This is a genomic window from Rathayibacter sp. PhB152 (genome assembly GCF_003751395.1).
GTDB classification, from domain to species: Bacteria; Actinomycetota; Actinomycetes; order Actinomycetales; family Microbacteriaceae; genus Rathayibacter; species Rathayibacter festucae.
Map to the genome: position 1 here is coordinate 284608 of NZ_RJUT01000003.1, position 12752 is coordinate 297359.

A 12752-nucleotide genomic window follows, 5' to 3' on the forward strand; every position below is an offset into this window, starting at 1 on the left:
GGTGCGGCGCTGAGTCGCCCGAGAAGGCGCGTTCTCGGGGTGGAGAACTAGCCTTCTCGGGCGAGTCGGCGAGGGTCCGGGCTAGAGGGCGCCCTGGGTGGCGGTGCCGGCGGGGATCGGGGAGAGGCGGGTGACGACCGGGGGCGCGGCGACGAGGCCCTTGATGGCGGCGTTCAGGCGGACGACGGGGTCGCCGGCGCCGTGGGCGTCGAGGGCCTCGGCGCTGGTCCACTTCTCCAGCATGACGATGGTGCCGTCGGGGGAGTCGTGGATCGCGTAGAGCTCGCAGCCCTCCTCGCCGTGGACCTCGGCGATGGCGGGGGAGAGGGCGGCGACGAGGGCGTCGCGCTTGCCCTCGGCGGGGGTGAAGATCGCGGTGACGACGACGGGGTCGGACATGGCAGTGCCTTTCGTGGAGGGGTGGTGGGGCGGAGTCAGCGCTGCGCCGGGGCGGCGCAGCTGGAGCGGATGACGAGGTCGGCCTGGACCTCGATGTGCTGGGGAGTGTCGGGGATCCGGCCCTGCATCCGGGCCAGCACCAGGTCGACGCTGTGCCGGGCGAGCATGTCGATCGGCTGGCGGACGACGCTGAGCGGCGGGGTGACGAGCTCGCTCCACGGGTTGTCGTCGAAGACGACCACGGAGAGCGCCTCGGGGATCGCGACGCCGAGCTGGAACAGGCGGTGCACGGCGCTGCGCACCTGCGCTGTGTTGGCGACGATCAGGGCGGTCGGCGGCTCCGGAAGCGCGAGCAGCGCGGCGACGGCCTCGCCGCCGATGTCGCCGCGGAACGGGACCTCGCGGATCAGCGTCCCGTCGATCGGCAGACCGGCGGCGGAGAGGGCGGCGCGGTAGCCGGCGACGCGCGCCTGGCCGGTCGAGGTGCGCAGCGGCCCCGAGACGATCGCGATCCGGCGGTGGCCGAGCGCGAGGAGGTGATCGGTCGCCCGGGCGGCGGAGGCGGAGTTGCCGATGCTGACCACGTCGACGTCGTCGAGACCGGGGGTGGTGCGGTCGACGAAGACGACGTCGATCCCGGCCCGGCGCAGCCGTGACCACTTCTCGAGGTTCTCGCCGGACGGGGTCGCGATGACGCCGCCGACCGAGCGGTCGAGCAGGCTGGTGAGCGACTCGCCCTCGACGTGCGAGTCCTCCTGCGTCGTCATCAGGAGGACCTGGGCGCCGCGGGCGCGCGCCTCCCAGACGACGCTGTCGGCCAGGCGGGCGAAGAACGGGTTCGTGAGGTCGGGCAGGACCAGACCGATGGACAGGGTCTGACCGTGGCTCAGCTCGCGGGCCGCGGCGCGCGGCCGGAAGCCGAGCTGCTCGATCGCCTCGACCACACGGCGCCGGGTGTCGACGGCGACCGGGCCGGTCCCGTCGTTGAGCACGCGCGACACCACGGACACCGAGACGCCCGCACTGCGCGCGACGTCGCGGATCGTCGGTGCTTTCTGCACGGTTCCTCCCCAGCTGTCGGGCAATCGTATCGGCGCCGGACCGGGCCGCCGCGCCCGCTGTTGACACACTCTAATCGTTGCTGGTACAAAACTGGTACCGGTTCCACTGAGGCCGGCGAGCAGCACTTCCCCCACGAAGACTGCGCACGACGACGACGTCCTCCGCCCCCGAGGCGGCCCTCTGCGTCCGTGCGCCCCCGGACCAGAGAGGCCACCGTGAACCTGTACAAACTCCTCGGCGATCGCGAACGAGAGGGCCGCCCCATTCGCATCGGGCTGATCGGTGCCGGGCGCTACGGCACCATGTACCTCTCGCAGGCGCGCAACATCCCCGGCGTCCACGTGGTCGCCATCGCCGACGTCAACGTCGCGCGGGCTCGCGGCGCCTTCGAGCTGGTCGACTGGCCGGCCGAGGCGATGGCCGCCGACATCCCCGAGGCACTCGCGAACCGGACGACCACCATCGTCGACAACGCCGCCGTCCTCTTCGAGCACGACATCGACGTCATCGTCGAGGCGACCGGCAATCCGATCGTCGGCGTGCACCACGCGCTCCGGGCGATCGAGACCGGCAAGCACATCATCATGGTCACCGTCGAGGCCGACGCGCTGGCCGGCCCCGCGCTCGCCAAGCGCGCCGAGGCCGCGGGCATCGTCTACTCGATGGCCTACGGCGACCAGCCGGCCCTGATCATGGAGCTCGTCGACTGGGCCCGCACCAGCGGCTTCGACGTCGTCTGCGCCGGCAAGGGCGCCAAGTACCTCGAGCACTACCACCAGATGAACCCCGACAACGTCTGGGAGAACTGGGAGTTCAGCAAGGAGCTGACCGACTCCGGCCAGCTCAATCCGTACATGCACACCTCGTTCCGCGACGGCACGAAGGCCGCGATCGAGATGGCGGCGGTCGCGAACGCGGCGGGCCTGGTGCCCTCCGACTCCGGCCTCACCTTCACGCCGGGCGACGTCGAGGAGATCGCGACGATCAGCCGGCCGAGCTCGATCGGCGGCGCCCTCGACCACGAGGGGACGGTCGACGTGATGTCGAGCGTCCGGCGCGACGGCTCCCTCATCCCGCACAACACGCAGGAGGGCGTCTACGTCGTGGTCAAGGCGACGAACCCCTACGTGTCCACCTGCTTCGACGAGTACCCGTGGCACCCGGACCCGACCAAGCAGTACGCGGCGCTCTACCGGCCGTACCACTACGTCGGTCTCGAGCTGAACGTGTCGATCGCCAACGCGGCGCTGCGCGGCATCTCGACCGGGCACCCCGAGGGCTTCTACGGCGACGTCGTCGCGACCGCGAAGAAGGACCTCAAGGCCGGCGAGTTCCTCGACGGCGAGGGCGGCTTCACCGTCTACGGCAAGCTCGTCTCCGCGAAGCACTCGGTCGCCATCGGAGCGCTCCCCGTCGCCCTGGCCCACCACGTCGAGCTGCGCCACGACATCGCGCAGGGCGCGACCGTCGGCTGGGACGACGTGATCATCGACGAGTCGCTCGCCGAGGCGCTCGAGCTGCGCCGCGAGACCGAGGCGCTGCTCGCCTCCTGACCCCCTCGGGCCGGGCGCGTCCTCCGCCCGGCCCGCCTCCGCACCACCCTCGCGATCCGCGACCCGCACGACCCCGTCCCACCTTCCGATGACGAAAGGCCCCCTCCCATGTCCTTCCCCACCCGCGCCACCGGCGCCGCCCTCGCCGGGCTCGCCTCCCTGACGCTCCTCGTCGGCTGCTCGGCCTCGCCCGACGGCGACGGCGGAGGTGCCGCCGCCGGCGGCTCCGGCGCCGACATCGTGTCGCTCGTCGACTCCTCCGCGCAGACCCCGGTCGACGAGATGACCTCCTCGCTCGGCGACCCGGCCGTGCCCGACGGCGCCAAGCTCTGCTACATCACCCGCACCCTCTCGAACGAGTTCTGGGGCTACGAGCGCGACGGCTTCGAGAACCGCGCGAAGGAGCTCGGCGTCGACTACCAGACCTTCGACGTCACGGACGAGTCCTCGATCACCGAGCAGCTCGACAAGGCCAAGAGCGCGATGAACCAGGGCTGCACCGCGATCCTCGCCTCGCCCATCTCGGCGACCGGCCTCGACTCGGTCTTCGAGTCCGCCCTCGCCGACGGCATCCCGGCCGTCGTGCTGAACGACGCGAAGAGCGACGTCCCCGGCGTCGTCTACGTCGGCCCCGACGCGACCACCATCGGCGCCACGGCGGCGGACTACATCGCCGACCTGCTGCCGGACGGCGGCCAGGTCGCGATGATCGAGGGCGACCCCGGCTCCTCCAACGCGATCAACCGCGGCGACGGCTTCACCGCCGCGCTCGCGAAGCACGAGAACCTCGAGCTCGTCGCCTCGCAGACCGCCTCGTGGGACCAGACCAAGGCGCAGGAGATCGCGACCACGATGCTCACGGCGAACCCCGACATCAAGGCGTTCTACTCGCAGAACGACGGCATGGCGCTCGGCGTGCAGGCCGCCATCGACGCGAAGGGCCTCACCGGGAAGGTGATCCTCGTCGGCACCGACGGCATCCCGCAGGCCAAGAAGCAGATCCTGGCCGGCGACTACACCGCCACCGTCAGCGAGCTGCCGACGACGGAGGGCGCCACCGGCGTGGACGCCGCGCTCTGGCTCCTCGCCGGCAAGGAGGTGCCGGGCTGGATCGACGTGCCCGCCTTCATCATCGACAGCGAGAACGTCGCCGACTACGAGACCGGGATGCCGTGACCCGCGGCTGACCCCGCGCTCCGCCGGGACCCCTCCGGCGGAGCACACTCTCGGCAAGGCCCCTCTCGATCAGGAAAGAAGACGGAACATGGCCGAGCATCTGCTCGAGGTCCGCGGCATCGCGAAGTCGTTCCCCGGCGTCCGCGCCCTGGACGGCGTGAGCTTCACCCTCGAACGCGGGGAGATCCGCACGCTCGCGGGCGAGAACGGCGCGGGGAAGAGCACCCTGCTCAACATCCTCGGCGGCGCCCTCCGCCCCGACCGCGGCTCGATCACCATCGACGGCGTGCGGCGGATGGAGTACACCTCGCGCCAGGCTCTCGCGGAGGGGGTGCGGATCGCGCACCAGGAGCCGGCCATCGTGCCCCAGCTCACGGTGACCCAGAACCTGCTGCTCGGGCGGACGCGCACGCAGCGCGCGTCCGCCCAGGGCGACATCGACCAGGCCCTCCAGGACGTCCACCGGATGGGCTTCCCGATGGACGGGCGGACGCCGGTCGGCCGGCTCAGCCCGGCGCAGCGGCACGCGCTCACCATCGCGCGGGCCTTCGCCTTCGGGGCCAAGATCGTCGCTCTGGACGAGCCGACGACCAGCATGCTCGAGCACAACGTCGAGGGCGTGCTGACCCGGGTGCGCGAGATCGCCCACGGGCGGGGCGTCGGCGTGATCTACGTCTCGCACAAGATGCCGGAGGTGATGAGCGTCTCGGACACGGTCGTCGTCCTCCGCGACGGGCGGCCTGCCTACGACGCGCCGATCGCCGAGACGTCCTCCGAGGACATCGTCCGGCGGATGGTCGGGCGCGAGCTGCTCTCGTTCGAGCGGCGGCACCCGGTCGCCGCGGACGCCGAGGTGCACTTCGAGGCCACGGGCGTGACGCATCCCAGCGGCGTCGGGCCGGAGTCGATCCAGGTGCGGCGCGGCGAGGTCGTCGGCATCGCGGGCCTGGTCGGCTCGGGGCGCACCGAGTTCCTCCGCGCGCTGATCCGCGCCGACGAGGGCACCGAGGGGACGGTCCGGCTGGCCGGCCGCACGCTCAAGGTCCGCTCGCCGCGCGACAGCCGCGACGCGGGGATCGCCTTCATCCCGGAGGACCGCAAGCACCAGGGACTCGTGCTGCAGACCCCGGCCTACGCGAACGTCGCGCTGACCTCCGACCGGCAGCTGAACGGCTTCGGTCCGTTCATCAGCACGAAGCGGCAGATCGCGACGGCGGAGGAGATGGGCCGGCGGATGTCGCTGCGCCCGGCCGACGTCCGGCTGAACGCCCGCCAGTTCTCCGGCGGCAACCAGCAGAAGATCGTGATCGCGAAGTGGATCTGGCTCGGCGCGAGCGTCTTCCTCTTCGACGAGCCGACCAAGGGCGTCGACGTCGGCGGCAAGGTCGAGATCTACGAGCTCATCGACCAGCTCGCCTCCGAGGGGCACGCCGTGATCGTCGTCTCGAGCGACCTGCCCGAGATCATCTCCCTCAGCGACCGGGTCCTCGTCATGAGGGCGGGCCGCTTCGTCTCCGAGCACATCGGCGACGACATCACCGAGCACAGCATCGTCACCAACGCCATGGGCGTCGCGAAAGGAATCTCATGACCTCCCCCGAGACCGGGGGCGTCGCCACGCCGCCCCGCCGCTCCTTCAACCTGCAGGCCTTCGGCATCTACCTCGCCGCGGTCGTCCTCTTCGTCGTCCTCGGCGTCCTGAACCCCAACTTCCTCACCCTCGGCAACCTCCGCGACGTCGCGGTGTCGGCGAGCGTGAACGCGATCATCGGCATCGGCCTGACCTTCGTCATCATCACCGGCGGCATCGACCTCGCGGTCGGTGCGATGGCGAGCTTCGTCGGCATCGTCAGCGCGTCGCTGCTGGTCAACGGCGGGGTGCCGCCGCTGCTCGGACTGGCCGCGGGCATCGTCCTCGGTCTCGTCTGCGGCGGGATCAACGGGCTGCTGGTCACCAAGCTGAACCTGCCGCCGTTCATCGCGACGCTCGGCACGATGAGCGTCTTCCAGGGTGGCGCGTACGTCGCCACGAACGGCAAGCCGGTCTACGACGTGCCGAAGGAGTTCATCCTGCTGCTGAACAGCTACGTCGGCGGCGTGCCCGTCGTCGTGCTGATCGTGGCGGTCGTCGGCATCGCGGCCTGGCTGCTGCTGCGCAAGACGGTCTTCGGCCAGAACGTGATCGCGGTCGGCGGCAGCGAGGAGACCGCCTGGCTCTCCGGCGTGCGGGTGCACCGGGTGAAGATCGCGGTGTACTGCATCTCCGGCGGTCTCTCGGCGCTGGCCGGCCTCGTGATCGTCGCCCGGATCAACGCGGCGCAGCCGGACGCGGGCAGCCCGTACCAGTTGACCGCGATCGCGGCCGCGGTGATCGGCGGCGCGAACCTGATGGGCGGCGAGGGCCGCATCGCGGGCACCCTGGTCGGTGCGCTGATCCTCGGCGCTCTCACCAACGGTCTGGTGCTGCTGAACGTGCCGAGCTTCTACGAGCAGATCGTGACCGGACTCGTCGTCCTCATCGCGGTCACCCTCGACCAGGGCAGCAAGGGCTGGCCGATGCTCTCGCGGGGAAGGAAGAAGCAGCGCGAGGACGTCGCGGCGCCGCCCACCGAGTCGACGCCGTCGGTGCGCGCGTGACGGCGAGGCGGAGCGCGACGGCGCGGCTGACCACGCTCGACGGGGCCCGCGTCCTGGTGACGGGCGGCTGCGGGCTGATCGGCCGGCCCACGGTCGCGGCACTGCTGGCGGAGGGGACGGTGGTCACCGTCCTGGACCGGGTCGCGTCGGACGCGGACGTCCGCTCGATCGTCGGCGACGTGACCGACCCGGCCGTGCTGGCGGAGGCGGTCGCCGGGCAGGACGCGGTGGTGCACCTCGGCGGCTACGCCGGGCTGGGCATGGCGGACGCGGTCGAGACCTACCGGGTGAACGCGGTGGGCAGCTTCGCGGTGTTCGCCGCCGCCGCCGCGGCCGGTGTCGCGAAGGTCGTCTACGCCTCGAGCATCAACGCCAACGGCTACCCGCTCGGCGCCGAGCAGGTGCTGCCGCCGGTCTTCCCCTACTCCGAGGATGCGGTGCCGCGGATCTCGGACGAGTACTCGCTGTCGAAGCTCGCGACCGAGGACGCGGCGCGGATGGCGCACGCGACCTGGGGGCTGAGCCTCACCGGGCTGCGCTACCCGCTGGTCCGCGACATCACCGTGGACGGCGGCCGCGTGTTCGGCGCGCACCTGCGGGCGGTGCTGGCGGCCGACCCGCGACGGCAGGCGGCGGAGGGCTGGAGCTATCTCGACGCCGCGGACTCGGCGCGGGCCGTGCTCGCGGCGCTTCTGCACGAGACGCCGCCGGCGCCGGGGATCCTGGTGGCCGCTCCGCTCACCTATCTGCGCGGGAGCACCGCGGACGCGCTCGACGCGATCGCCCCGGACGTCCCGCGCGGGCGGCTCGGGGGGCGCGCGGTCGGGCTCGATCTGACCCGCTCCCGCGAGCTGCTCGGCTTCGAGGCGCGGGTGCTGCTCGACGACGTCGCGCCGCAGGAGCTCGCCGACGTGGCGCCCGCGGGGTCCGGCGCGTGAAGCTCTCGCTGCTCGGCCTCGGACCGATGGGCGCGCCCATGGCGCGGAACCTGCTCGCGGGCGGGGCGCTCACGGTGTGGAACCGGACGGCGTCGCGGGCCGTGCCCTTCGCGGAGCTCGGCGCCGTGGTCGCGCCGACCCCTGCGGCGGCGGCCGGCGACGTCGTGCTGACGGTGCTGCCCGATCTGGTGCAGGTGGAATGGCTGCTCGAGGGCGAGGACGGCCTGCTCGCGGGCTGGCGCGCGGCGGGGATCGCCGCTCCGGTGCTCGTCGTGCACGGCACCGTCTCGCCGATCGCGGTCGCGGCTCTCGCCCGCCGCCTCGCCGCGGAGCACGGCGTGCAGGTGGTCGACGCCCCGCTCAGCGGCGGAACGGTCGGCGCCCGCGACGCGACGCTCAGCATCATGGTCGGCGGCGCCGACGAGCCGGTGGCCCGCGTGCTCCCCGTCTTCGAGCGGCTCGGGCGCACGGTCCGCCACCTCGGACCGAGCGGAGCGGGCGCCACCGCCAAGCTCTGCAACCAGATCGTCGTCGCCGGCACCGTCGCCGTGGTGTCGGAGGCTCTGCTGCTCGCCCGGAGTGCTGGTCTCGACCCCGCCACGGTCGTCGAGCTCCTGCAGGGTGGACTGGCGCGCACCGAGGTCCTGGAGCAGAAGAGCCGCAAGTGGCTCGACGAGGACTTCGCCGAGGGCGGCAGCGCCCGCAACCAGCTCAAGGACCTGTGCTTCATCGCCGAGTCCGCCGCCGCGGAGGGCGTCGTGCTGCCGACCACCGCCGCGGTGACCGCGCTGTTCGAGAGGATGATCGCCGAGGGCGACGGCGACCTCGACCACACCGGCGTGCACCGCACGCTCGCCGGGCTCGCCCGCCGACCGGAGGAGCCGCATGCCTGACCTCGTCGTCATCGACGCGCACCACCACCTCACCGACCTCCGTCGCTCGTACCCGTGGCTGGAGGGACCCGCCGAGCCGTTCCGCTACCACGGCGACGACCGCCCGCTCCGCCGCTCCTACAGCGTCGACGACTACCGCGCGGACGCCCGCGACGTGACGCTGCTCGCTTCGGTGCACGTCGAGAACGGAGCCGCGGACGCGCTCGCCGAGACCGCGTGGATCGACGCGCTCGCGCGGGAGAGCGCGGTGCCGACCGTGCACGTCGCGCACGTGTCGCTGCTCGATCCGGAGGCGCCGCGGCTGCTCGAGGAGCACGCCGCGTTCGCGGTCACGCGCGGTGTCCGCGACATCCTGAACTGGCATCCGGACCCGGTCTTCAGCCACCGGGACCGGGGCGACATCCTCGGCGATCCGGTCTGGCGGGCGAACTTCGGCCGGCTGCAGGGGCTGGGGCTCTCGTTCGATCTGCAGGTGTTCCCCGCGCAGCTCGCGGAGGCGGCGGCGCTCGCCGCGGACTTCCCGGGGACGGCGATCGTGCTCGATCACCTGGGCATGCCGATCGGGCGGGATCCGGAGTCGGTCGCCGAGTGGCGCGCGGGCCTGGCCGCGGTCGCCGCGCAGGAGAACACCGTCGTCAAGATCTCGGCGCTCGGCACCAATGACCACTCCTGGACCCGGGAGTCGATCGCGCCGTTCGTCCTCGAGACCCTGGAGGTCTTCGGGCCGGACCGATCGATGTTCGGCAGCAACTTCCCCGTGGACGGGCTCTACAGCTCCTTCACCGAGCTGTACTCGGCGTTCGACGCGCTGACGGCGCAGCTCTCGCCGGCCGAGCGGCTCGCGGTCTTCGCGGGGACGGCCGACCGGTTCTACCGGATGAGGGTGGCGCTGCCGCGAGCGGAGTGACGCGACGGCGTCCGCGGAGAGGTCGCGTTGCTCTCCCGGTCGCCTCTCGACCGGTCGGCGGCTCGGGCCTACAGTGGCTGCGACGGCGGTCCGGGACGACTCCGGGCAGGCCGTCGCCGAGCGGAGGGAAGCCATGTCCTCGACCGTCCCCGACGCCGCCGGCGCACCCGCCGCGGAGCCGAGCGCGGCGAGCCTGCGCACCTTCGGCTGGATCCTCGTCAACACCGCGGTCGCGAACGTGACGACGAGCTTCCTCTGGTTCGCGCTGACCTTCTGGGTGTACCTCGAGACGCGGTCGGTGCTCGCCACCGGGATCATCGGCGGCGCGTACATGCTGCTCGTCGCGGTCTTCGCGATGGCGTTCGGCACGATCGTGGACCGGCACCGGAAGCACCGGGTGATGGTGTTCGCCGGGGCGGTGACGCTGGTGTCGTTCGGCGTCGCCGGCGGCCTCTACCTCGCGCTGCCGGAGGCGACGCTGCTGGACTTCGGCGGGCCCTGGTTCTGGGTCTTCTCCGGCACGGTCCTGTTCGGCGCGGTGATCGAGAACATGCGGAACATCGCCCTGTCGACGACGGTCACGCTGATGGTGCCGGTGGAGCGCCACGCGAACGCGAACGGCCTGGTCGGCACGGTGCAGGGGCTCGCCTTCGTGGTGACGAGCGTGTTCAGCGGGCTGTCGATCGGCCTGCTCGGCATGGGCTGGACGCTTCTGATCGCGATCGGCGTGTCCGCCGCGGCGCTCGTGCACCTGCTGTTCCTGCGGATCGCCGAGGCGATCCCCGCGGCGGCCGGCTCGCGGGCCCCGCTGATCGATCTGCGGGGGAGCATCACGGCGGTGCGCGCGGCGACCGGGCTCTTCGCGCTGATCGTCTTCTCGACCTTCAACAACCTGATCGGCGGCGTGTACCTGGCGCTGATGGATCCCTACGGACTCGAGCTGTTCCCGGTGGAGCTGTGGGGCGTCGTGCTCGGCGTGACCGCGACCGGCTTCATCATCGGCGGGCTGCTGGTGGCGAAGCTCGGGCTCGGCCGGAATCCGATCCGGACGATGCTGCTGCTCGTGATGGCGATGGGCGTGATCGGCGCGGTCTTCACCCTCCGCGACTGGTGGTGGCTCTACGCCGGCGGCATCTGGGTCTACATGACGCTGATCCCCGCGGTCGAGGCGGCGGAGCAGACGGTCGTGCAGAAGGTGGTCCCGTTCGAGACCCAGGGACGGGTCTTCGGCTTCGCGGCGGCGCTGGAGTCGGCGGCGGCGCCGATCACCGCGTTCCTGATCGCGCCGATCGCGGAGTTCGCGCTGATCCCGTACATGGAATCGGCGGACGGGCGGGCGGCGTACGGCTGGCTGCTGGGCGACGGGGTCGGGCGGGGGATCGCGCTCGTGTTCCTGATCGGCGGGGTGATCATGGTGGTCGCGGCCGGCGCCGCGATGCTCACCCGCTCGTACCGCACGATCTCGGCGCAGTACCTGCGCGCGGAGCCGCCGGCGGACGACGTCCTTCCCGAACCGTCGTCGGACGACCTCGAGCCCGCGCCGGGGGAGAGCTCGGTCGAACAGCAGCGCTGACGGCCGGCGTCGCCGCCGCTCCGCCGCCGCGAGAAGCGTGAAGTTTCGAGTGTCAGAGCGTTTCATCCAGATCTCCTGAAACGCTCTGACTTCCCTGACGGGCACCGCCGGGCGCGCGATGGGTCGCCGCTCTGGGATCGAGTGTCGCGTCGGCGGATCCGGACGCTCCCGATCGAGCGCTGGGGCACGGCCCTCGCGGAGTCGGAGGGGGCGGTCGTCCACGTCCCGTTCGGGCCGTCGGTGTTCTCGCCGCTCTACGGCGAGCTGACCGACCGCTTCGGGGTCACCTGGATCATCGACGTGGTCGTGCCCTGGGCGGGATGAGGCGCTGCGGCCGGTGCCGCGCACAACATCAGCTGAGAAGGGGGTCCCTCCGCTGACGAGGGAGGGCGGGTGCTCTCGGCTGATGTTGTGCGCGGGCCGGTCCCGAGCGGGGTGGATCTCGATAGGCCCTCTTCGAGGGCTACTCGATCAGCATGCTGCGGACGCCCTGCGGGCGCTGCTCGTTCAGCGCGCCTCGGTCGGTGTGCCGCCGCGGGGCGCCCCCCTCATGGTGGTCGAGTAGCGGCGGAGCCGCGTATCGAGACCCCGCTTCCCCAGCAGGGTGGATCCCGACGGCGGCAGCGCCGGAGCCGCTCAGACGCCCCGCGGCGTCTTGTCGCGCAGCGACCACACCGCCGCGCTCGCGACGAGGAGCAGGAGGGCCCCGCCGCCGAGGGCGAGCGCGCTCAGCGGAACGCCGAGGTCGCCGACGGCCCGCGGCTGGAACCCGCCGTGGAAGACGAGCCACGGCGCCGCGACGCTCGGAACGAGGTTCCGCGGGTCCCACGGCCCCAGGATCGGCAGCAGGTAGTAGGCCAGGGCGAAGACGGTGAGCGAGAACGCGCGCTCCCGTGTCAGCGTCGCGACGAGGAAGCCCAGCGCCGCGAACGCGACCCCGATCAGCGCGAAGGCGGCCGCCACTGCGCCGATCGCCGCGGGGCCCGCGGACGGCGGCGGCGACGATCCGTCGACGGGGAACGGCCTCAGCTGCGCGGTGACGAGCCCGGCGACGGCCGCCGTCAGCACGAGCGCCGCGCCGAAGGCCAGGACGGCCACGACGAGGAGCGCCGCTTTCGCCGCGACGAAGGTGCGCGCTCGGCGGACCTGCGGCCACCGCACGATGATCGATCCGCCGCGGAGATCCGTGGTCGCCGCGAAGAGCCCCGTCGCGTAGCCGAGGAGCGGGGTCACGAGGAACACCGCGAGGCTCAGCCCCGTGCCGACCGCTCCGAGCGGCGTCAGCGCCGCCGAGGCCGCCGTCGCCGCCTCGAAGTCGTAGCGGAGAGGATTGTCGATCTCCGTCCGCCCGTCCTCGTGAGTGGTCACGCTCACGGGCTCCGCCAGTGCCTCCTCGACGGAGTGCCCGGCCGAGCGGTACTCCGCGGCGGTCCTCTCGAACAGCGCCGCCGTCGACCGTGCGTTGCCGACGTCGGTCACCGCGCTCCAGACCGCGAAGACGGCGCCGGCGAGCAGGACGACGAGGAGGAGCCGGGAGGCGACCGCGCCGCGCAGCTCCCTCCGCACCTCGCCGCCCAGGGGCCTCATCGCTCCTCGTCCCTCCTCTGCATCCGT

Annotated in this window: 12 protein-coding genes; 9 read left to right on the forward strand and 3 right to left on the reverse strand. The window is 72.3% G+C overall.

What is annotated here, in order from left to right; all coding sequences use genetic code 11:
• Positions 1-81: 81 nt before the first annotated feature.
• On the reverse strand, positions 82-399 hold the full coding sequence (locus EDF36_RS08215; RefSeq protein WP_123446903.1) for a putative quinol monooxygenase: 318 nt from the start codon (positions 397-399) through the stop codon (positions 82-84).
• 35 nt (positions 400-434) lie between these two features.
• Entirely contained in the window at positions 435-1460 is a 1026-nt protein-coding gene (locus EDF36_RS08220) for a LacI family DNA-binding transcriptional regulator (protein WP_123706476.1), read from the reverse strand.
• Between the two features lie 216 nt (positions 1461-1676).
• Here EDF36_RS08220 and EDF36_RS08225 point away from each other — a divergent pair, with 216 nt between their 5' ends.
• The 9 genes from EDF36_RS08225 to EDF36_RS08265 all read left to right on the forward strand — a co-directional run bounded on the left by EDF36_RS08225 (position 1677) and on the right by EDF36_RS08265 (position 11462).
• Positions 1677-3014: an NAD(P)H-dependent oxidoreductase gene (locus EDF36_RS08225; protein WP_123446901.1), complete on the forward strand. Its 1338-nt coding sequence runs from the start codon at positions 1677-1679 to the stop codon at positions 3012-3014.
• A gap of 108 nt (positions 3015-3122) precedes the next feature.
• Entirely contained in the window at positions 3123-4190 is a 1068-nt protein-coding gene (locus tag EDF36_RS08230) for a substrate-binding domain-containing protein (protein ID WP_123732625.1), read from the forward strand.
• Positions 4191-4278: 88 nt separating this feature from the next.
• Entirely contained in the window at positions 4279-5781 is a 1503-nt protein-coding gene (locus tag EDF36_RS08235; protein ID WP_123706478.1) for a sugar ABC transporter ATP-binding protein, read from the forward strand.
• Entirely contained in the window at positions 5778-6827 is a 1050-nt protein-coding gene (locus tag EDF36_RS08240) for an ABC transporter permease (RefSeq protein WP_123446898.1), read from the forward strand. The genes EDF36_RS08235 and EDF36_RS08240 overlap by 4 nt, the downstream gene beginning before the upstream one ends.
• Positions 6824-7765: an NAD(P)-dependent oxidoreductase gene (locus tag EDF36_RS08245; RefSeq protein WP_185020412.1), complete on the forward strand. Its 942-nt coding sequence runs from the start codon at positions 6824-6826 to the stop codon at positions 7763-7765. Before EDF36_RS08240 ends, EDF36_RS08245 begins: the two co-directional genes overlap by 4 nt.
• A complete protein-coding gene (locus EDF36_RS08250; protein ID WP_260300627.1) occupies positions 7762-8658 on the forward strand; it encodes an NAD(P)-dependent oxidoreductase in 897 nt (298 codons plus the stop codon). The genes EDF36_RS08245 and EDF36_RS08250 overlap by 4 nt, the downstream gene beginning before the upstream one ends.
• Complete coding sequence (locus tag EDF36_RS08255; RefSeq protein ID WP_123732627.1) at positions 8651-9565, forward strand: amidohydrolase; 915 nt, start codon at positions 8651-8653, stop codon at positions 9563-9565. The genes EDF36_RS08250 and EDF36_RS08255 overlap by 8 nt, the downstream gene beginning before the upstream one ends.
• Before the next feature lie 133 nt (positions 9566-9698).
• Positions 9699-11138 carry an MFS transporter gene (locus EDF36_RS08260; RefSeq protein WP_123732628.1) on the forward strand — a complete coding sequence of 480 codons (1440 nt, stop codon included), beginning with the start codon at positions 9699-9701 and terminating at the stop codon, positions 11136-11138.
• A gap of 141 nt (positions 11139-11279) precedes the next feature.
• On the forward strand, positions 11280-11462 hold the full coding sequence (locus EDF36_RS08265) for a hypothetical protein (RefSeq protein ID WP_123732629.1): 183 nt from the start codon (positions 11280-11282) through the stop codon (positions 11460-11462).
• A gap of 312 nt (positions 11463-11774) precedes the next feature.
• On the opposite strand, the gene EDF36_RS08270 is transcribed toward EDF36_RS08265, so the two are convergent.
• Positions 11775-12725 carry a hypothetical protein gene (locus tag EDF36_RS08270; RefSeq protein ID WP_123732630.1) on the reverse strand — a complete coding sequence of 317 codons (951 nt, stop codon included), beginning with the start codon at positions 12723-12725 and terminating at the stop codon, positions 11775-11777.
• Between the last annotated feature and the right edge of the window lie 27 nt (positions 12726-12752).